The sequence below is a fragment of the Frankia umida genome (assembly GCF_023242945.1).
In the GTDB taxonomy this organism is placed as follows: domain Bacteria; phylum Actinomycetota; class Actinomycetes; order Frankiales; family Frankiaceae; genus Frankia; species Frankia umida.
The window spans coordinates 250434-270983 of the sequence record NZ_JALKFT010000006.1; the positions used below are offsets into that span (position 1 = coordinate 250434).

18 protein-coding genes and 1 pseudogene are annotated in these 20550 nt (G+C 71.6%); 15 read left to right on the forward strand and 4 right to left on the reverse strand.

Annotated elements, in window-relative coordinates; all coding sequences use genetic code 11:
• Nucleotides 1-43: 43 nt before the first annotated feature.
• The 4 genes and pseudogenes from atpA to MXD59_RS08775 form a co-directional block, all read left to right on the forward strand.
• A pseudogene (gene atpA / locus MXD59_RS08760) lies at nucleotides 44-1603 on the forward strand (F0F1 ATP synthase subunit alpha); the annotation flags it as partial.
• Between the two features lie 21 nt (nucleotides 1604-1624).
• Nucleotides 1625-2533 (forward strand): F0F1 ATP synthase subunit gamma, encoded by a 909-nt coding sequence (locus MXD59_RS08765; RefSeq protein WP_248824238.1) that lies wholly within the window; start codon nucleotides 1625-1627, stop codon nucleotides 2531-2533.
• A gap of 173 nt (nucleotides 2534-2706) precedes the next feature.
• Entirely contained in the window at nucleotides 2707-4146 is a 1440-nt protein-coding gene (gene atpD / locus MXD59_RS08770) for a F0F1 ATP synthase subunit beta (RefSeq protein ID WP_163547706.1), read from the forward strand.
• Nucleotides 4146-4406: a F0F1 ATP synthase subunit epsilon gene (locus MXD59_RS08775; protein ID WP_163547705.1), complete on the forward strand. Its 261-nt coding sequence runs from the start codon at nucleotides 4146-4148 to the stop codon at nucleotides 4404-4406. Before atpD ends, MXD59_RS08775 begins: the two co-directional genes overlap by 1 nt.
• A 259-nt stretch (nucleotides 4407-4665) precedes the next feature.
• On the opposite strand, the gene MXD59_RS08780 is transcribed toward MXD59_RS08775, so the two are convergent.
• Entirely contained in the window at nucleotides 4666-5238 is a 573-nt protein-coding gene (locus tag MXD59_RS08780) for a cob(I)yrinic acid a,c-diamide adenosyltransferase (protein ID WP_248824239.1), read from the reverse strand.
• 240 nt (nucleotides 5239-5478) lie between these two features.
• On the opposite strand from MXD59_RS08780, the gene murA reads away from it, so the two are divergent.
• Complete coding sequence (gene murA / locus MXD59_RS08785; protein WP_248824240.1) at nucleotides 5479-6783, forward strand: UDP-N-acetylglucosamine 1-carboxyvinyltransferase; 1305 nt, start codon at nucleotides 5479-5481, stop codon at nucleotides 6781-6783.
• A gap of 58 nt (nucleotides 6784-6841) precedes the next feature.
• Here murA and MXD59_RS08790 read toward each other — a convergent pair whose 3' ends face one another.
• The gene (locus MXD59_RS08790; protein ID WP_248824241.1) at nucleotides 6842-7219 is read right to left on the reverse strand and encodes a hypothetical protein; all 378 of its coding nucleotides are present in this window, start codon (nucleotides 7217-7219) and stop codon (nucleotides 6842-6844) included.
• 435 nt (nucleotides 7220-7654) lie between these two features.
• Here MXD59_RS08790 and MXD59_RS08795 point away from each other — a divergent pair, with 435 nt between their 5' ends.
• The 7 genes from MXD59_RS08795 (at nucleotide 7655) to MXD59_RS27315 (ending at nucleotide 15067) form a co-directional block, all read left to right on the forward strand.
• Entirely contained in the window at nucleotides 7655-8290 is a 636-nt protein-coding gene (locus tag MXD59_RS08795; protein WP_248824242.1) for a hypothetical protein, read from the forward strand.
• 147 nt (nucleotides 8291-8437) lie between these two features.
• A complete protein-coding gene (locus MXD59_RS08800) occupies nucleotides 8438-10519 on the forward strand; it encodes an ethylmalonyl-CoA mutase (protein ID WP_248824243.1) in 2082 nt (693 codons plus the stop codon).
• Nucleotides 10500-11150 carry an HD domain-containing protein gene (locus MXD59_RS08805; RefSeq protein WP_248824244.1) on the forward strand — a complete coding sequence of 217 codons (651 nt, stop codon included), beginning with the start codon at nucleotides 10500-10502 and terminating at the stop codon, nucleotides 11148-11150. The genes MXD59_RS08800 and MXD59_RS08805 overlap by 20 nt, the downstream gene beginning before the upstream one ends.
• Nucleotides 11151-11254: 104 nt before the next feature.
• Nucleotides 11255-11917, forward strand: coding sequence for an endonuclease NucS (gene nucS / locus MXD59_RS08810; protein WP_163547699.1), 663 nt, complete (start codon nucleotides 11255-11257; stop codon nucleotides 11915-11917).
• A 169-nt stretch (nucleotides 11918-12086) separates the two neighbouring features.
• On the forward strand, nucleotides 12087-13922 hold the full coding sequence (locus MXD59_RS08815; protein ID WP_372512003.1) for a 3-hydroxyacyl-CoA dehydrogenase family protein: 1836 nt from the start codon (nucleotides 12087-12089) through the stop codon (nucleotides 13920-13922).
• Between the two features lie 180 nt (nucleotides 13923-14102).
• Nucleotides 14103-14726: a YkvA family protein gene (locus tag MXD59_RS08820; RefSeq protein ID WP_248824246.1), complete on the forward strand. Its 624-nt coding sequence runs from the start codon at nucleotides 14103-14105 to the stop codon at nucleotides 14724-14726.
• A 122-nt stretch (nucleotides 14727-14848) separates the two neighbouring features.
• Entirely contained in the window at nucleotides 14849-15067 is a 219-nt protein-coding gene (locus MXD59_RS27315) for an Rv1322 family protein (protein WP_504858346.1), read from the forward strand.
• Between the two features lie 103 nt (nucleotides 15068-15170).
• Here MXD59_RS27315 and MXD59_RS08830 read toward each other — a convergent pair whose 3' ends face one another.
• Nucleotides 15171-15884 carry an ATP synthase subunit B family protein gene (locus MXD59_RS08830; protein ID WP_248815005.1) on the reverse strand — a complete coding sequence of 238 codons (714 nt, stop codon included), beginning with the start codon at nucleotides 15882-15884 and terminating at the stop codon, nucleotides 15171-15173.
• 74 nt (nucleotides 15885-15958) lie between these two features.
• Entirely contained in the window at nucleotides 15959-17308 is a 1350-nt protein-coding gene (gene ccrA / locus MXD59_RS08835) for a crotonyl-CoA carboxylase/reductase (protein WP_248824247.1), read from the reverse strand.
• Nucleotides 17309-17504: 196 nt separating this feature from the next.
• Here ccrA and MXD59_RS08840 point away from each other — a divergent pair, with 196 nt between their 5' ends.
• From MXD59_RS08840 to MXD59_RS08850, 3 genes are all read left to right on the forward strand, one after another.
• A complete protein-coding gene (locus MXD59_RS08840; protein WP_251080282.1) occupies nucleotides 17505-18062 on the forward strand; it encodes a SigE family RNA polymerase sigma factor in 558 nt (185 codons plus the stop codon).
• Nucleotides 18059-19075: an FG-GAP repeat domain-containing protein gene (locus MXD59_RS08845; RefSeq protein ID WP_248824248.1), complete on the forward strand. Its 1017-nt coding sequence runs from the start codon at nucleotides 18059-18061 to the stop codon at nucleotides 19073-19075. Before MXD59_RS08840 ends, MXD59_RS08845 begins: the two co-directional genes overlap by 4 nt.
• A gap of 256 nt (nucleotides 19076-19331) precedes the next feature.
• Nucleotides 19332-20519, forward strand: coding sequence for an acetyl-CoA C-acetyltransferase (locus tag MXD59_RS08850; RefSeq protein WP_248824249.1), 1188 nt, complete (start codon nucleotides 19332-19334; stop codon nucleotides 20517-20519).
• Nucleotides 20520-20550 lie beyond the last annotated feature (31 nt).

Genomic DNA, 20550 nt, shown 5'->3' on the forward strand with positions numbered 1-20550 from the left:
AGCGACGAACCCCGCCAGCGATGCACGACGAAGGACGTAAGCGATGACTGAGCTCTCCATCCGGCCGGAGGAGATCCGCGACGCCCTACGGGAGTACGTCGACTCCTTCCAGGCCACCTCCGCCGGTCGGGAGGAGGTCGGCCGGGTCGTCGTCACCGGCGACGGAATCGCCCGGGTCGAGGGTCTGCCGCACACGATGACCAACGAGCTGCTCGAGTTCGAAGGCGGCGTGCTCGGTCTCGCGCTGAACCTCGAGGTCGGCGAGATCGGTAGCGTCATCCTCGGCGACGCCGAGCACATCCAGGAGGGCCAGGAGGTCCGCCGCACCGGCGAGATCCTCGCGGTCCCGGTCGGCGACGGCTTCCTCGGCCGCGTGGTCGACCCGCTCGGGCGGCCGATCGACGGCCTCGGCGAGATCCAGACCGAGGGCACCCGTGCCCTCGAGCTGCAGGCGCCGACGGTCGTCCAGCGCCAGCCGGTCAAGGAGCCGCTGCAGACCGGCATCAAGGCGATCGACGCCATGACCGCCATCGGCCGCGGCCAGCGCCAGCTGATCATCGGTGACCGGCAGACCGGCAAGACCACGGTGGCCATCGACGCGATCATCAACCAGCGTGACAACTGGGAATCCGGCGACCCGAAGCGCCAGGTCAAGTGCGTCTACGTGGCCATCGGCCAGAAGAAGTCGACCATCCGCGAGGTGGTGAACACCCTGGAGGAGGCCGGCGCGCTGGCCTACACCACCATCGTCGCCGCCCCCGCGGACGAGCCGGCCGGCTTCAAGTACATCGCCCCCTACTCGGGTTCGGCGATCGCCCAGCACTGGATGTACAACGGCCAGCACGCGCTGATCGTGTTCGACGACCTGTCCAAGCAGGCCGAGGCGTACCGGGCGATCTCGCTGCTGCTGCGCCGCCCGCCGGGCCGTGAGGCCTACCCCGGCGACGTGTTCTACCTGCACTCCCGTCTGCTGGAGCGCTGCGCGAAGCTGTCCGACGAGCTGGGCGGCGGATCGCTGACCGGGCTGCCGATCATCGAGACGAAGGCCAGCGACATCTCGGCCTACATCCCGACGAACGTCATCTCGATCACCGACGGCCAGGTCTTCCTGGAGTCGGACCTGTTCAACCAGGGTGTCCGTCCGGCCATCAACGTCGGCACCTCGGTGTCGCGGGTCGGCGGGTCCGCACAGACCAAGGCGATGAAGTCCGTCGCCGGCCGGCTGCGCCTGGACCTCGCCCAGTACCGCGAGCTGGAGGCGTTCTCCGCCTTCGGTTCCGACCTGGACAAGGCCTCCCGGGACCAGCTGGCCCGGGGCGCGCGGCTGGTCGAGCTGCTCAAGCAGCCGCAGAACCAGCCGTACGCCAGCGAGCGGCAGGTCGTGTCGCTCTGGGCCGGCACCACGGGCAAGCTCGACGACGTGCCGGTGGGCGAGATCCGCCGGTTCGAGCGGGAGTTCCTCGACTACGTCGGCCGCTCGCACGGCACGATCTTCGATTCGATCATCGCCACCGGCAAGCTCGGGGACGACACGGTCTCCTCGCTCGAGACGGCCATCGCCACCTTCAAGAACCAGTTCACGCTGGCCGACGGGCAGCCGCTGGCCCGGAACGAGGGCTGATCCGTGGCGGGGCAGCTTCGTGAGTACCGGCGGCGCATCCGCTCGGTGCAGTCGACGAAGAAGATCACCAAGGCGATGGAGCTGATCGCCGCCTCCCGGATCGCCAAGGCGCGAGCCCGGGTCGCGGCGGCCCGCCCGTACGCCGAGGAGATCACCCGGGTGATCGAGGCGGTGGCGTCGCAGTCGACGACCAGCCACCCGCTGACCACCGGCCGGGAGAACCCCACCCGGGTCGCGGTCGTCGTGGTCACCAGCGACCGTGGTCTGGCCGGCGGGTACAGCTCGAACGCGCTCAAGCGGGCGGGTGAGCTCACCGAGACGCTGCGCGCCGAGGGCAAGGACATCGAGCTGCACGTCGTCGGCCGTAAGGGAGTCGGGTACTACCGCTTCCGCGGCCGCACGATCAACGGCGAGTACACCGGGTTCTCCGAGCAGCCGTCCTACGCCGACGCCAAGTCGGTCGCCGACGCGCTGATCTCGTCGTTCGTCGCCGGCGGCGAGGACGGCGGGGTCGACGAGATCCACCTGGTGCACACCGAGTACGTCTCGGCGCTGACCCAGACGGCCGTCGCGAACCGGCTGCTGCCGAAGGCGATCGGCGAGTCGGACGGGGCGGCCCCCGCCTCGTCCTCCGGCACGCCGCTGCCCCAGTACGAGTTCGAGCCGTCGGCCGAGGCGGTGCTCGACGCGCTGCTGCCCCGGTACGTCGAAAGCCGGCTCTACGCGGCGCTGCTGGAATCGGCCGCGTCGGAGTCCGCCGCGCGGCAGCGGGCGATGAAGTCGGCCACGGACAACGCCGAGGACCTCGCCCGGATCTACAGCCGCCTGGCCAACCGGGCCCGGCAGGACGCCATCACCCAGGAGATCTCCGAGATCGTCGGTGGGGCGAACGCCCTTGCCTCGGCCGGCTGATCACCTTCGGGCCGGCAACCGGCACTAACGGAACGATCGCAACGTTGTAAGACGGTACGGCGCCGGTGTAGCGGGCTGGGACGAGCCCGCCGCGCCGGCGCAGTGCCCCAGGTGCCAGAGAACGGCTAGCCCGAGGCTGCGGCGACGGGCAACGATGGGAAACTGAGGACGCCATGACCGTCACCACCAGCTCGCCGGCTGCGGCGGAGGGCCGGGCCCCGGGAGTCGGCCGGGTCGCCCGAGTCATCGGACCGGTCGTCGACGTGGAGTTCGCACCAGACGAGCTCCCCGAGATCTATCAGGCACTCGAGGTCGACCGCACAATCGGCGGCCAGACCCTGACGCTGACCCTCGAGGTCGCCCAGCACATCGGTGACAACACCGTGCGGGCCATCTCGATGCAGCAGACCGACGGCCTCGTGCGCGGCGCACCCGTGCGCGACACCGGAGCCCCGATCTCCGTTCCGGTCGGCGATGCCACCAAGGGGCACGTGTTCAACGTGCTCGGCACCCCGCTCGACGTCGACAAGGTCGACGCGGAGACCCGCTGGCCGATCCACCGCTCGGCCCCGGCGTTCGACCAGCTCGAGTCGAAGACCGAGATGTTCACCACCGGCATCAAGGTCATCGACCTGCTCGCCCCGTACGTGCGCGGTGGCAAGATCGGCCTGTTCGGCGGTGCGGGCGTCGGCAAGACCGTCATCATCCAGGAGATGATCCGCCGGGTCGCCAAGGAGTTCGGTGGCGTGTCGGTGTTCGCCGGGGTCGGCGAGCGCACCCGCGAGGGTAACGACCTGTTCCTGGAGATGACCGAGGCCGGCGTCATCGAGGACACCGCCCTGGTGTTCGGCCAGATGGACGAGCCGCCCGGCACCCGGCTGCGGGTGGCGCTGGGCGCCCTCACCATGGCCGAGTACTTCCGCGATGTCCAGAAGCAGGACGTGCTGCTGTTCATCGACAACATCTTCCGGTTCACCCAGGCCGGTTCCGAGGTGTCGACCCTGCTCGGCCGGATGCCGTCGGCCGTGGGCTACCAGCCCACCCTGGCCGACGAGATGGGCGTCCTGCAGGAGCGGATCACCTCCACCCGCGGTCACTCGATCACCTCGCTGCAGGCGATCTACGTCCCCGCGGACGACCTGACCGACCCGGCGCCGGCGACGACGTTCACCCACCTCGACGCCCAGACGGTGCTCGACCGGTCGATCTCCGACCTCGGTATCTACCCCGCGGTCAGCCCGCTGGACTCCAACTCCCGCATCCTCGACCCGCGCTACATCGGGCAGGAGCACTACGACACCGCCCGCGAGGTCCAGCGCATCCTGCAGCGCTACAAGGACCTCCAGGACATCATCGCCATCCTCGGCATCGACGAGCTCTCCGAAGAGGACAAGATCCTCGTCAACCGGGCTCGGCGTATCCAGCGGTTCCTGTCGCAGCCGTTCTTCGTCGCGGAGCAGTTCACCAACATCCCCGGCAAGTTCGTCCCGCTGGACGAGACGATCGACTCGTTCAAGCGGCTCACCCAGGGCGACTTCGACCACCTGCCCGAGCAGGCGTTCTTCATGTGCGGTGGTATCGAGGAAGCCGAGAAGAACGCCGAGAACCTCTGATGCCCATCCGGGTCGCGATCGTCTCGCCCGAGCAGGAGGTGTGGTCCGGCGACGCCGACATGGTGATCGCCCGCACCACCGACGGTGACCTCGGTGTACTGCCCGGCCACGTGCCGCTGCTGGGGGTCCTGGCCCCCGGTGGCACCGTCCGGGTGAAGACCGGCGGTCAGGAGATCTCCGCGGCGGTCGACGGTGGCTTCATCTCCGTCACCCACTCCGGCGTCAGCATCCTGGCCGAAACCGCCACTCTGAGCAGCTGACCACCACACCGAACAGCTGACCACCGCCTGGATCGGCTGGCCGTCCCGGTCAGCTGGGCGGCTGGGCGGCTGGCGGTTCCGACCGGCTGGCTCACGTCAGCCGGTCGGGTATCTCACGGGCGCGTTCCTCGCACGACGGGGACGCGCCCGTCGCACGTCCACCCGGGATGTGACCGGCCCCGGCCGGCGCGCGCCGTGGCGCCTCACCACCACCGCCGGCCGCGCACGGCCTCTGGCTCCCACGCGGGGGAGCCGGTGATCAGGCGTGGGCCGCGGGTCGCCAGAGGATGTCGCCGCCGGGGTTCGCGATGCGGGCGAGGATGAACAGAAGGTCCGAGAGCCGGTTGAGGTAACGGGCCGGCAGGGGACCGGTGTGCTCCGGGTCGGCCTCGAGCAGCGCCCAGACCGACCGCTCGGCCCGCCGGGCGACCGTGCGGGCGGTGTGCAGCAGAGCGGCGCCCGGTGTCCCACCGGGGAGGATGAACGAGGCGAGCTTCGGCAGATCGGCGTTGAACCGGTCGCAGGCCTCCTCCAGCCGGTCGACATAGCCCTCGGTGATCCGCAGCGGCGGATACGGCGGGTCCGCCACGACCGGGGTGCACAGGTCGGCGCCGACGTCGAACAGGTCGTTCTGGACCTGCCCGAGCACGGTGCGCACCTCGTCCGCCAGCCCGCCGAGGGCCAGCGCCACGCCTATCGCCGCGTTCGCCTCGTCGACGTCGGCGTAGGCGGCCAGCCGCGGATCCGTCTTCACCACCCGGGACATGTCACCGAGCGCCGTCGTCCCGTCGTCACCGGTACGGGTGTAGATCCGGGTCAGGTGTACCGCCATGCCCCCAGTCTAGGAAGCGGGCCGGCCCGACGCGCGGACGCGAAGCCAACGGTTCGAAGGTGTTCGCGGTGCGGGTGGCGGACGCTCTGGCGGGCCGGGATGAGGCGTTCGTGCGGGTGCACGACGGGGTGTCGGTCCTGGCGGAGGGCGCTGGGGGACAAGGCGATTACTAGGTGTGCTTATGGTCAAAGTGGTGGGGGCCGGTGAAGATCTTCCGGCCAGGACCTAGCATCGAGATCCGTGGAACGCTTCGTGGTGACTGGCGGCACCCGGTTGATCGGTGAGGTCGCCGTTCCGGGTGCGAAGAACTCGGTGCTGAAGTTGATGGCCGCGAGTCTGTTGGCTCCCGGCCGGACGGTCCTGACAGCCGTCCCCGACATCCTTGACGTGACGGTGATGGCGGACGTGCTCACGGGGCTGGGTGCCACCGTGAGCCGGCACCGGGAGTGGGAGACACCCTCGGGGGGCGGCGCGGCGGGCGGGCGGTTGTGCATCGACATGCCCGAGGACGCCGGGGGAGCCGCCGATGGTGATCTGGTGCGGCGCATCCGGGCGTCCGTGGCGGTGCTCGGGCCGTTGGTGGCGCGCCGCGGTGAGGCGCGGGTGGCGCTGCCCGGTGGGGACGCGATCGGGTCGCGGGCGCTGGACATCCACGTCAACGGGCTGACCCAGCTCGGTGCGGTGGTGGACGTGGAGGACGGGGTGCTCGTCGCGCGCACCGACGGGCGGTTGCAGGGGGCGTCGATCTGGCTGGACTTTCCCAGCGTCGGCGCCACCGAGAACCTGGTGATGGCGGCGGTGCTGGCGAAGGGCACGACCGTCATCGACAACGCCGCGCGCGAGCCGGAGATCGCCGACCTGTGCGCGATGCTGACGGCGATGGGGGCGCAGATCGGTGGGGCGGGGTCGTCCACGCTCGTGGTGGACGGGGTGGACGGGCTGTCCGCCGTGGAGCACGAGACGGTGGCGGATCGGATCGTCGCCGGGACGTACGCGGTCGGCGCGCTGATGACCGGCGGGGACGTGCTGATCCGTGGCGGTCGGGTGGAGCATCTCGCGATCGTGTTGGAGAAGCTGGTCGAGGCCGGCGCGCAGGTCGACGTGCGCGGGGACGGGTTTCGGGTGGCAGGGTCGCAGCGGCCGCGTTCGATCGACGTGGTGACCCTGCCGTACCCGGGGTTCCCGACGGATCTGCTGCCGCAGGTGATCGCGTTGGAGGCGATCAGCTCCGGCACGTCGCTGATCACCGAGAACGTGTTCGACAGTCGGTTCGTGTTCTGCCGGGAGCTGCACACACTGGGCGCCGATCTGCGTACCGACGGCCATCACGTCATCGTGCGCCAGGCCGCTCGGCTGACCGGTACGCGGGTGATGGCCTCGGACGTGCGGGCGGGGGCGGCCCTGGTGCTCGCGGGTCTGGTCGCCGACGGGGTCACCGAGGTGACCGAGGTGCACCACATCGACCGCGGCTACGCCCATTTCGTCGAGGATCTGCGGGCGTTGGGCGCCGACATCACCCGCGTCCGGGACCGCGCGGTCGCCTGAAGGTGCCACCGGTCATCCACTCATCCGCCGCTCGGGTGGGAGAGCCGGCGCCGCGGGGTCAGGCGTAGGGGAGCTGACCGCCGCGGGGCGGGTGCAGGGTGCGGGTGGCGCGGGCGGCGTCCACGCCGAAGACGAGCACGTGGCGGCGGTGGCGCGGGCGGGACAGGATGTTGCCGGACGCGTCGATGTGCAGCGGGGTCATCGCCATCGCCCACGTGGAGCGGATGCCCTGGGTGCACAGGACCGCCTGGGCGAGGGTCACCTCGGCCGGGGTGTCGACGATGGCGACGGGCACGAGCAGCCCGAAGTCGTGACCGAGCGGGATACCGCGGGGCAGGGCCCGCAGCGGAGTGCTCGCCCACCGCGCCGCGATGAGCAGCAGCCCCAGTACCACCACCAGCACCGTCGGCCCGATGAGGAACTCCGCCGTGTTCACGGCCGCCCGACACCTCCCGACGCCCCGCTGCTCCGAGGCGGCCCGTCCGGCCTGGCGTGGCTCGCCCGGCCCGCCGTCCATCGTCCCAGACGTTCGCATCGGTCGGCGGGTTCCCGACCGATGCGGGCCGATCCGTCCCCGCGGCCTGGTCACATCTGGTGGCCGGTGGACCGCGTCTGGACGCACCCGGCCGCAGCCTCGCGGTCGGGTCGGCGAATCGTGCGGTGTTTCGCTGGCTGCGGAGGATGATGGCGATGGTGCGATCCGATCGTCTGGTAAGCGGATCGAACCCAAGGGAAAGCGGTGTGTCATCCAGGGTGTGCCTGCCTGCCGCGCGCCCGTCGGATGGGGCATGCTTGCCGGGTACGTGCTGATCGGGTTCGGCCTACGGGTGGCGGCTCGCCGGTCACGGCACGGTGGAGGTTGGACGGAGGCGTGCAGGACGTGGAGGTGCCCGCGCAGGTGGATATCGCCAGCGAACGCGGCGCGCGGCCCGTGGGGCTGCTCGGGGCGCGTGAGCTGCGACCCGTCGTGGTGATCGTGGCGTTCGTCGTCGCGATCGTGCTCGGCCTGGGGATCGGGTTCGCCACCGCCGATCGTGACCACTCCGCCGGCGACACCGCGACCGGTCAGACGCCCGCGGCCGAACTCAGCCCGGTGCAGGGGACGCCGTCCTGGGCGGCCACGCGCAGTCCGGGCGCGGCACACCAGATGGTGCTCAACTCCGAACCGAACCCGGCGGCGCTCCGCCTGGCCCTGCAGTTCACCGTGGCGGCCGAGATCAAGGAGACCGATCCCTCCACCACCGTCACCGCCGCGCAGGTGACGGTGGTGGAGGGCATGTACTTCGGTGCGGTCGAGGGTGTGGACGCCGCGCAGGACCAGTACTGGGCGATCGGCCGGATCAACGTCGCCGGTGTCGCCAGCCCGCCGGCCGATCCGCACGTGTGGCGCCGGATCGGGTCCGGGCCCTGGACGATCGTGAGCCACGGCGCCGGAGCCTGCGACAGCATCCCCAAGGCCCTGGTGGACGTCTGGAAGGGTTCGCTGCAGCCCTGCATCGGCGCCTGAGCGGGTAGCGGGGTATGGACGTTCGGTGAGCGCCGGCGGGGCGTGTGGTCGTAGTCTCATGCCCTCGCCCGCCGTCCGCTCGGCCGGGGCGGGAACACGTCCGTCCCCGGCCGCCGGCGCGGCCCGCTCGGAAATGAGGCCGCGGCAATGACACCAGTGGAGTCGGCGGCGGCGGCTCGGGACCGGCCCTGGATCTTTCGGACCTACGCGGGGCACTCGAGCGCGGCGCGCAGCAACGCGCTCTACCGGCGCAACCTGGCCAAGGGGCAGACCGGCCTGTCGGTCGCCTTCGACCTACCCACCCAGACGGGCTATGACCCGGACCATCCGCTGGCCCGCGGTGAGGTCGGCCGGGTGGGCGTGCCGATCGCGCATCTGGGTGACCTGCGCCAGCTGTTCGACGAGATCCCGCTGGCGCGGATGAACACGTCCATGACGATCAATGCCACGGCGATGTGGCTGCTGGCGCTCTACCAGGTCGTCGCGCAGGAGCAGGGCGCCGACCCGGCGCAGCTCGCCGGCACCACCCAGAACGACATCATCAAGGAGTACCTCTCCCGCGGGACGTATGTCTTCCCACCCGGGCCGTCCCTGCGCCTGGTCACCGACGTCATCGCGTACGCGGTCGCGGAACTGCCGCGCTGGAACCCGATCAACATCTGCAGTTACCACCTCCAGGAAGCCGGCGCCACCCCGGTGCAGGAGCTCGCCTTCTCGATCTGCTCGGCGATCGCCGTGCTGGACGCGGTGGCCGCCGCGGGCATCGGCACGCCGGAGCGGATGAGCGAGGTCTGCCGGCGGGTGTCCTTCTTCGTCAACGCCGGCGAGCGGTTCGTCGAGGAACTGTGCAAGATGCGCGCGTTCGTCGCCCTCTGGGACGAGCTGCTGCGCACCCGCTACGGGGTGACCGACCCGGCCGCCCGCCGGTTCCGCTACGGAGTGCAGGTCAACTCGCTCGGCCTGACCGAGGCGCAGCCGGAGAACAACATCATCCGGATCGTGCTGGAGACCCTCGGGGTGACACTGTCGAAGAACGCCCGCTGCCGCGCGTTGCAGCTACCGGCCTGGAACGAGGCGCTGGGCCTGCCCCGGCCGTGGGACCAGCAGTGGTCGCTGCGTATCCAGCAGATCCTCGCGCACGAGACCGATCTGCTCGAGCACGAGGATCTCTTCGAGGGCTCGGTCGTCGTGGCGGCCCGGGTGGACGAGCTGGTCGCCAGTGCCCGCGCGGAGATCGACCGGGTGCAGGCGATGGGGGGCGCGGTGGCCGCCGTGGAAAGCGGCTACCTGAAGTCGGCGATGGTGTCCGCCCAGGCCGACCGCCGGGCCCGGATCGAGGATGGTACCCAGGTCGTCGTCGGCGTGAACAGGTTCACCGAGACCGAGCCGAACCCACTGCTCGCCGAGCTGGACGCGGCGATCCAGCCGGTCGACCCCGAGGCCGAGAAGGCGGCGCAGCGTGCCGTCGCCGCCTGGCGGGCCGGACGGGACGCGGCCGCTGTCCGCGCGGCCCTGCTCGAGCTGCGCGCCGCCGCCGCGACCACCGCGAACCTGATGCCCGCCACCCTGGCCTGCGTCCGCGCCGGGGTGACCACTGGCGAGTGGACCGACACTCTTCGTGAGATCTTCGGTGAGTACCGCGCCCCGACCGGCGTCGCCGGCGCCACCCGCACCATCGCCCCAGGCGCCTCGTCCACGGCAGGCAGCTCGTCCACGGCAGGTGTCCCGTCCAGCGGGGGTGAGGTGGGAGCGGGGGGACGTTCGCGGGCGGACGAGGTGCGTGAGCTGGTCGTGCGCACCCGGGCCGAGCTGGGGCGGCCAGTCCGGCTGCTGATCGGCAAGCCCGGTCTGGACGGGCACTCCAACGGTGCCGAACAGATCGCGGTGCGGGCCCGTGACGCCGGATTCGAAGTGATCTACCAGGGCATCCGGTTGACGCCGGCGCAGATCGTGGCCGCGGCGATCGAGGAGGACGTCCACGTGGTGGGCCTGTCCATCCTCTCCGGTGCCCATCTGGATCTGGCGACGGAGGTGATCGGTGGGCTGCGGGCCGCCGGTGCCGGCGACCTGCCGGTGATCGTCGGGGGCATCATCCCGCCGGCCGACGCACAACGCCTGACCCGACTCGGCGTGGCCGGTGTCTTCACTCCCCGTGACTTCGAGCTGGACGCCATCATCCTGAACATCCTGGAGGTCGTACGGTCAGCTCATGGGCTCGAGTCCTCCTGACGGCACCCCTGCCACCTCCGCCACCCCTGCCAGCCCCGCCAGCCCTGCCACCTCCGCCAGCCCCGCCACGGCTGCTCCGGCGGTGCCCTCGCTCGAGGACGCGGTGGCGCTGGCGACCCGGATGCACGCCGGGCAACGGGACAAGGCCGGCGACGAGTACATCGGCCATCCCCGTCGGGTGATGGACACGGTGTCCCGCACCGCCGGACCGGCCGGGGTCGACCCCCTGGCCGCCCAGTTCGCCGCGATCCTGCATGACGTCGTCGAGGACAGCGAGATCACGCTGGAACACCTGACCGCGGCCGGATATCCGACCCTGGTCGTCGCCGCGGTGGACGCGCTCTCGCATCGTCCGGACGAGTCCATGCGCGACTATCTGGCCCGGGTCGCCGCCGACCCGCTGGCCGTCGTCGTCAAACACGCCGACATGCAGGACAACTCCGACCCCGTCCGGCTGGCGCGGCTGGGTGCCGAGAAGGCACAGGCCCTGGGCCAGCGCTACGCCGGGCGCCGGGCGTTGCTCGACGACCTGGTCCTCCAACACCACCGCGGCGCCGAAGAGGCGTCCGCCGTGAAGCCCTCCGCCGTGAAGCCCTCCGCCGTGAAGCCCTCCGCCGGGGGATCTTCCTGACGGTCCTGCCGCTCGTCTGTCGTGGGCGTTCGGCGGGCGCCGGACGACCGCTGGCGGTCGGGGGTCGGGCAGGGGGGCCGGATCGGGCGCGGTACCGTGACCGCATGCGGTTGGTGATCGCTCGGTGCAGCGTCGACTACGTCGGGCGGCTCACCGCCCATCTGCCAAGCGCGGTACGGCTCGTGCTGGTCAAGGCGGATGGTTCGGTGTCCATCCACGCGGATGGCCGAGCGTACAAACCGCTGAACTGGATGAGCCCGCCCTGTGTCATCGCCGAGGAGCCCGGCGTGTGGCGGGTGAGCAACAAGGCGTCCGAACAGCTCATCATCACCATCGAGGACGTGCTCCACGACTCCAGCCATGAGCTGGGGATCGACCCCGGCCTGCGCAAGGACGGCGTCGAGGCGCACCTGCAGGTCCTGCTGGCCGACCGTCCGGACGCGATCGCACCCGGGCTCACCCTGGTCCGCCGGGAGTACGAGACCGGCATCGGTCCCGTGGACCTGCTCTGCCGCGATCTCGACGGCTCCACGGTCGCCGTCGAGATCAAGCGCAAGGGTGAGATCGACGGGGTCGAGCAGCTCACCCGCTACCTGGCCCGGCTGCGTGATGATCCGGCGCTGCCGCGCCCGGTGCGGGGCATCCTCGCGGCCCAGTCCATCACCCCCCAGGCCCGTCTGCTCGCCGCCGACCGCGGCCTGGGCTGCGCCGTCGTCGACTATGACGACCTGCGCGGCCTGGAACCCTCCATCCCCACCCTGTTCTGACCCTCGCCCCCACGGCGACCCCCGCACATCCGCGGCCTCGCACCGGGGCGTCGTGAACCATGGCCGTGGTTCGCCGGCAGATGATCGTCGGGCCGGGCCGGGGGTGGCCTGGGAGGATCGGCGTGTCCGCGGTATCACCGTCGGTAGCGGGGAGCGTGGCATGGCCGAGATGTCGTTGTCGGAGCGGCCGATCGCCGTCGTGGGACTGGGCACGATGGGCGCGGGGATCGCCGAGGCGCTCGCCCGGGCGGGGTTCACGGTGGTCGGAATCGAGCGGGACGCCGACGCGCTGCGCCGCGGCGGTGAACGGGTGGCGCGATCGCTCGAACGGGCCAGGGCGCACGGTCAGCTTGATGCCGCCGGGCACGACGCCGTGGTCGCCCGGCTGCGGCTTGGCACCGATCTCGCGGCGGTCGCCGCCGCGGGGACGAGCGGCTGCGGACTGGTCATCGAGGCCGTCGAGGAGCGGCTGGAGGCCAAGGCGGCACTGCTCGCCCGGCTGGACGAGCTGGCCGCGCCGGACACGGTGCTCGCGACCAACACCAGCTCGCTGTCGGTGCTGGAGCTCGCCGCCGGGACGGGACGACCGCAGCGCGTCCTGGGCATGCACTGGTTCAACCCGGCGCCGGTGATGCGCCTGGTCGAGGTGGTGCGCACGGTGGTGACCGACCCCGATGCGCTGGCGATGGTGGTCGAGGTGGCCGAGGCGGCCGGCAAGACACCGGTCGTGACCGCCGACCGGGCCGGGTTCATCGCGAACGCCCTGCTGTTCGGCTATCTCAACGACGCGGTGCGGATGGCCGAGGCCCGCTTCGCCACCGCGTCCGACATCGACACCGCGATGCGGCTGGGCTGCGGGCATCCGATGGGGCCGCTCGCCCTGCTCGACCTGATCGGGCTGGACACCGCCCGGGAGATCCTCGACTCGATGTTCGCCCAGACCGGCGATCGCCGCCACGCGCCGGCGCCGCTGCTCGGCCAGCTCGTCGCCGCCGGCCTGCTGGGACGCAAGTCCGGACGGGGCTTCCACACCTACCCGCCGGCCACCGGCCCGGACTCGAACGGGACGGTGCCGGGCGACCCGACACCGGCAGCGGTACCGGCAGCGGCAGCGCCGCCCTCCCGGCCGGTACGCGTGTGCGGGGTGGTGGGCGGCGGCACGATGGCGCTGGGGATCACGCAGGTGCTGCTGCGCAGCGGGCATGAGGTGGTGGTGCGGGTGCGCCGTCCCGACCAGGCGGATCCCGCCGCGGCCGGGGGAGTGCGGGGACGGTTGGACGCCGCGCTGGCGGCCGCGGTGACCCGTGGACGGTGTACCGAGGACGAGCGTGCGGCGGCGCTCGGCCGGTTGCGGACCACGACCGACCTGGGGGATCTCGGCGACTGCGACATCCTCATCGAGGCCGTGGTCGAGGATCTGGCGGTCAAACGGGCGCTGTTCAGCGATCTGGACAAGGTGGCCCGACCGGGGGCGGTGCTCGCGACGACCACGTCATCCCTGCCGGTGATCGAATGTGCCACGGCGACGAGCCGGCCGCGGGATGTCGTGGGGATGCACTGGTTCAACCCGGCGCCGGCGATGCGTCTGGTCGAGGTGGTGCCGACGGTGCTCACGGGGGCGGCGGCGACCGAGACGGTACTGGCGCTGGCCCGAGCGGCGGGGCAGCAGCCGGTGCGCTGCGCCGACCGGGCGGGCTTCATCGTCAACGCACTGCTGTTCCCGTATCTGGGCGACGCGATCCGCATGGTGGCGGCCCACTACGCCACGATGGAGGACATCGACACGGCGATGACGCTCGGGTGTGCCCATCCGATGGGGCCGTTCGCGCTCGCGGACGTGATCGGACTGGACGTCACCCTGGCCATCACCCGGTCGTTGCACGAACAGTTCCGCGAGCCGGGCCTCGCACCCGCCGCGCTGCTCGAGCAGCTGGTTCGAGCTGGCTTTCTCGGTCGCAAGACGGGACGGGGCTTTCGGGAACACGGCCGTCGCGCGCCGGTGTGAGGCCACCGGGAGGCCCCCACCCGGTGGTGTCGGCGGCCGAGGAGGGTCGGTGACGCGCACTAGAATGTGGTCGGTCGACCGGATGCCCGGTTTGCGGATGCGTGATCGCTGGTACAGGTGATCACAGGTACCGGCGGGTAGCTGGGTACTGGCGGGTAGCTGGGAGGTGGCACGGCGGCGATGGCCACGCTCGACAAGGACGCTCTGCTGACCTTTGGCCGGGAGGTCGTGACCTTTCTGCCCGACCTCGTCGTGATGTTGCGTCGGGTGGTCGCCGATCCGCGGGTGCCGCACTCGGCGAAGGTGGAGGCCGCGGTGGCGCTGGCCTATCTGGCGTCGCCGAAGAACCGGGTGACGAACATGATCCCCGTCGTCGGCCAACTCGACGATGTGGCGATCGTGGCGTTCGCGTTCCGTCGGCTGGTGGTCGGCGCCGGCGAGCCGATTCTGCGGGAGCACTGGCGCGGCAGCGACCGTGGCTTCCAGGTGCTCATCGGCGCCTCGGCGGCGTTGGCGAGCCCCGCGGGAGCTGTGCGCAAGGCGAAGGTGGCACGGTCGCTGGTCGTGGCCGGCATCGACCGGGTCCGGCCGGGGCACGCGGCACGCGGTGCGTCGGGCGGGGATCCGCCGCGCATCGTCGACGGTGAGGTCGTGAGCCGGGCGGACTGGGTGACCGAGTCCGATGCCGGTCCGGCGGGTGGCGGTGCCGGGTCCGGCTCGTGGCGAGGGCGGCGGGACAGGGACCGGGACCGGGATCGTGGCCGGGGCGGCTCCGGTCCGGCAGGTGGAACCACACGCTCGTGACCCGCGGGGCACGCCGTGGCGGGGGCGTACAGCGACGGCGGCGATCCGGGCACGAGCGTGAACGTGAACGTGAACGGGACACGGGGCCGCGGCCGGGTGTGTGGTGGATCGCGGACCCGGTGGTGCGGCTGCGCGACGGCGAGTGGACCGTCCGGTCGCTCAGTGGGGCGGCGTCGGTGAAGATGTACCGGTGTCCCGGCTGTGATCACGAGATCAGACCGGGCACGCCGCATCTGGTCGTGTGGCAGCCGGAGCGGGTCGACGACCGCCGGCACTGGCACCGCGGCTGCTGGGAGCGCCGTTGTCGCGCGTCCCGGCCACGGCCGAACCAGGCAGGCTGACGCCCGGCCCGCAGGGCTGACCGACCCCTGGGGCCACCATGAACCACCCGGACCACGGCGCCCGACGGCGCCACGCCCGAGGGCCGTGCGGGTGCGGGTGCGGTCAGGCGCCGCGCCCGGCGGGGGCCGGCAGGGCCTGTGGCTCGGCGGTGAGCGCCTTGCGGTCGTCCATCGGGGTGGCCTCGATCGAGGCGATCGAGGCGCTCGCGGCGGTCAGCTTGTCGCGCAGGGCGCCGAGCTGGGTCGTCACCTGGTCGCGCAGGGCGGCGAGCTGGGTGGTGACCTGTTCACGCTGGCGTTCGAGGTCGCCGAGACGCCGCCGGGACTCGTCCTCGGCCGCGGCCGCGGTCGAACGGGCGAGGTCCACGATCCGCTCGGCTTCGGCGCGCGCCGTCGAGACGATCGAGGCGGCCTGCTCGTCGGCGTCGCGCAGGGTCTTCTCCCGCGCGGCCTCGGCCTCGGTGACGATGCGCCGGGCCTCCTCGAGCCGGGCCTCGGCCTCCCTGGTCCGCTCGGCGCGGACGGTGGCGGCCTCCTCCTCGGCGAGCTGGAGGATCTGGGTGACCCGGCCACCGAACTCCTCCCAGGCGGGACGGTTGGCGGCCAGGTCGTCACGGACCCGGGCCGCCTCGCTCGCCGCCTCCGACGCCGCGGCCTCGGCTGCCGCCCGGTGCGCCTCGGCCTCGTGGAGCTGTTCGGTCAACCAGTTCACGTGGTGTGTGACCTGGTTGGGGTCGTAGCCACGACGCACCAGGTCGAACGCGGGGGTCCCGCCGGACTCGCCGGCCATCGGGATCAGATCGGTGTGTTCGGTCATAGGACCTGAGCATCTCAGACGCTGCGGCACAGCGTGAGGCCAGCCGGTGTTTGGGCCCGTCGCGAATTCCGCGACTACACGCCACGGAACCGGTTGATTGCCCTCAGGTGGCGGGCGCGTAGCTGTTCGTCGCGCACACCCAGCCCTTCGGACGGAGCCAGACACAGGACACCGACCTTGCCCTGATGGACGTTGCGGTGCACATCCCGGGTGGCCTGGCCGGTTTCGGCAAGTGGGTACACCCGGGAGAGGGTCGGGTGGATCATCCCCCGGCAGACCAGGCGATTGGCCTCCCACGCCTCCCGGTAGTTCGCGAAATGCGTGCCGATCACCCGCTTGAGGTGCATCCACAGGTAACGATTGTCGAACTCATGGCGAAATCCACTCGTCGACGCGCAGGTGACGATCGTCCCGCCACGCCTGGCCACATAGACGGAGGCGCCAAAGGTCTCCCGTCCGGGGTGTTCGAACACGATGTCCGGGTCCTCCCCGCCGGTGAGCTCGCGGATGCGACGGCCGAACCGCTGCCACTCCGACGGGTCCTGGGTGTGTTCGTCGCGCCAGAACCGGTAGCCCTCGGCGGCCCGGTCGATGACCAGGTCGGCACCGAGTGCCCGGCACAGCGCCGCCTTGGCCGGCGAGGAGACCACACACACCGGAATCGCGCCACCGCGCAGCGCCAGCTGGGTGGCGTAGGAGCCCAGCCCGCCCGAGGCGCCCCAGATCAGCACGATGTCGCCCTGCTTCATCGTCGCCCCGTTGGTGGAGACCAGCTGCCGGTAGGCGGTCGAGTTGACCAGACCGGGGGCGGCGGCCTCCTCCCAGGTGAGATGCGCGGGTTTGGGCATGAGCTGGTTGGCCTTGACCAGGGCAAGCTCGGCCAGGCCGCCGAAGTTCGTCTCGAAACCCCAGATCCGCTGCTCGGGATCCAGCATCGTGTCGTTGTGACCATCGGCGTGTTCGAGCTCGACCGACAGGCAGTGCGCCACGACCTCGTCCCCCGGGGACCAGACATGTACTCCTGGTCCTGTCCGCAGCACGACTCCGGCCAGATCGGACCCCACCGCGTGATACGGCTGGTCATGACGAGCCGCAAGGGCGGACGTCCGGCCATAGCGGGACAGGAACCCGAACGTCGGCACCGGCTCGAAGATCGAAGTCCAGACAGTGTTGTAGTTCACGGAGGAGGCCATGACAGCGACCAGCGCCTCACCAGGGCCGAGTTCCGGGGTCGGTACCTCGTCGACATGCAACGAGCGGCGCGGGTCCTTCTCCTGGGTGGGCAGGCCGTCGAACATGGCCGTCTCGTCCCGGCGAACCACTACGGCACGGTACGAATCGGGCACCGTGAACTGGGCGAACTCGGCATGACGGGCCTCGGACGGCGACAGCCCGGCGATGATCGCCTCGACGATGTCCTTCACGGTCGGCCTCCAGCGGCGGGTGGTGGGTCCCGGGCGCCGCACGGTGGCGGAGCGCGGCGGCGTGTCGCGGTGCGGCGGCAGGGGGTGGGGGCTGTCTGTTTGGCACGCGACGCGATAGAACGATTCGGACAACCCGTGGTGAGTTCGGGGCAACTTCGAGGGTCAGGTCGGCGTCCAACGTGGCGTGACCGCGCCCATGACTGTCGTAGAAGGGTGGCGGCCCGTGCCTGCGCGGAGCGACGCCGCCCGTAGCGATGTCGCGCGGGACGCGGACGCCGCCCTGACCGCCCTGTACTCCGAGCACTACCGGTCACTCGTGCGTCTCGCCGCGCTGCTGCTGGACGACATCGGCCTGTGCGAGGAGGTCGTCCAGGACGCCTACATCCGGGTGCATGCGGCCTGGGGGCGGCTCCAGGACCGGGACAAGGCCCTGGCCTACCTTCGGCAGACGGTCGTCAATCTCGCACGCTCCACGCTGCGTCGTCGACTCGTCGCTCTCAAGCATGCCCCGAAGCCGATGCCCGATGCCGCGAGCGCCGAGGAGGGGGCCTACTCTCTGGTCGAGCGGGCCGCCGTGATCCAGGCACTGCGTGAGCTGCCGCGGCGTCAGCGAGAGGCGGTCGTCCTGCGCTACTACGCCGACATGTCCGAGGCGGACGCGGCGGCGGTGATGGGCTGCAGTGTCGGCTCGGTGAAGGCCTACACCTCCCGGGGGCTGTCCGCGCTCAGCGGCAAGCTGGAAGGGCTGCGGTGAGCACGTTGGAACCGAACGAGCTCACACGGTTGCTCAGCGAGGCGGTCGACCCGATCCGGCCCTCCGCGGACGCCTATCGGCAGATCCGGGCCGGTATCGATCGTCGGCGCCGCTGGCGGCTGCCGGCGTTCACCCTCGGCGGGATGGTGATGGCCGCGCTGATCGCGCTGGCCGTGGTCGCGATCCGACCCAGCCCGTCCAACCAGCTGGTCGAACCCGCGGTCCCCCCGGTGGTGCCGAGCAACTACACCGGTCCGACCCCGGCCGGCACCGGCTCCGGGCCCAGCGGCTCGGGTTCCACCCATGGTGGTGGCCAGTCATCCGGTGGCCGCGGTCCGGCCGCCAGCGGGGGCGCCAGCACACCGCCCAGCTCGCCCGGCACCCGGCCGACCCTGCCGACGACCACCTCGCCCACGGTGTCGGCGAGTCCCAGCTCACCGTCGTCCTCGACGGGCCCCGGTGTCAACAGTCCGCCGCTGCCCAGCCCGGCCGCCAGGCCGGCGGGGGCCGGTGACATCGACGGGGACGGTCGCTCCGATGACGTGTCATCCGACGGCGCCACCGTCAGGGTGACCTTCTCGCGGGACGCGGTTGTCGCCCGGGTGACCCTGCCCGAGATCTCCGTGCCGCTGACAAGCGCCGTCGTCGACATCGACGGTGACGGTTTCGGTGAGCTGCTGGTGCAGACCAGCGACAGCGGCGGCACGAAAAGCTACGCGCTGCTGCACTACATCGGCCTCGACACCCTGGTCGCCGTCGCCCCGCCCACCGGGTTCACCCTGACCTCGGGGACGCACACCAACACCGCCAGCGGCTTTCGCTGCGGCGACCACGACCACGACCTCGAGATCAGCGTCGGAACCTCCACGGACGGAAATGCGTTCTCCGTCACCACCACGGCGCTGACCCTGAGCAGGGACGGCCTGACCGTGACCGGCAGCCCGGCCACCAGCACCGTGCGGCTGCCCTCCGACACGTCTCCCTTCGTCCCAGGCTGCGGCTCGCTGTCCTGACGGCGGCACCCCCGGGACGCCCGGCCACGACCGCCGCGGGCGGGGTGTCCCGGTCCGGGTGGCAGCGGCCCGAGCCCGTCGTGTGGCCGGGCCGAGGGCCCACACGACGCGGGCGCCACGAGCAAGATCACGTTATCGTGGTGTCCACGGGAACGAGCGTGGTGTCCCGAGTCAGAGGGGCGAGGCCCAGTGGGCACGATGCCGGCGGGCTGGATACCGGCGGGCACGTTGCCGGCGGGGCGATGAGGAGGCAGGCATGCCGGGTTCCGTGATCGTGGCCGGTGCGCGGACACCGATCGGGAAGCTCTCGGGGGCGCTCAGGGGCTTCACCGCGGCGCAGCTCGGCGGCATCGCGATCCGCGGCGCGCTGGAGCGGGCCGGGCTCACCGGCGACCAGGTCGACTACGTGATCCTGGGGCACGCCATCCAGGCCGGCGCGGGTCCGATGGCCTCCCGGCAGGCGGCTGTCGAGGCCGGCATCCCGATGCGGGTCCCCGCGGTCACCATCAACAAGCTGTGCCTGTCCGGGCTGGACGCGATCGCCCTGGCCGACACCTACATCGCCGCCGGCGAGTTCGACCTGGTCGTCGCCGGCGGGATGGAGTCGATGACCGCCGCGCCGCACCTGGTCCGCTCCCTGCGCGCCGGGGTGAAGTACGGCGACACCGCCCTGACCGACTCGATCGACACCGACGCGCTGCTGTGCGCGTTCGACCAGGTCTCGATGGGCGCCAGCACCGACCGGCACAACGGCCGGCTGGCCATCACCCGCGCCGAGCAGGACGAGATCGCCGCCCGCTCGCACCAGCGGGCCGCCGCCGCCGCCAAGAACGGCCTGTTCGACGACGAGATCGTCCCGGTCACCGTGCCCCAGCGTCGCGGCGAGCCACTGGTGATCAGCGCCGACGAGGGGGTGCGCGCCGACACCACCGCGGAGTCGCTCGCCCGCCTGCGTCCCGCCTTCGGCAAGGACGGCACGATCACCGCCGGCTCCGCCTCCCAGCTCTCCGACGGCGCCGCCGCGGTCATCGTGGCCAGCCGGGCCAAGGCCGAGGAGCTCGGCCTGCCGATCCTCGCCGAGGTCGGCCACCACGGCTTCGTCGCCGGCCCCGACGCCACCCTGCACTCCCAGCCGTCGAACGCGATCACCGCGGCGCTGGCCAAGGAGGGCCTCACCCCCGCCGACCTCGACCTCGTCGAGATCAACGAGGCGTTCGCCGCGGTGTCGGTCCAGTCGGTGCGCGAACTCGGCCTCAACCCCGACATCGTCAACGTCAACGGCGGCGCGATCGCGATCGGTCATCCGCTCGGCGCCTCCGGCACCCGCATCGTCCTGACTCTGATCAAGGAGCTGGCCCGCCGCGGTGGCGGCCTGGGTGCCGCTGGTCTGTGCGGCGGTGGCGGCCAGGGCGACGCTCTCGTCCTGCGCGTCCCGACGGCCTGACCGGGCCCCCGACGGCCTTGACCGGGTCACA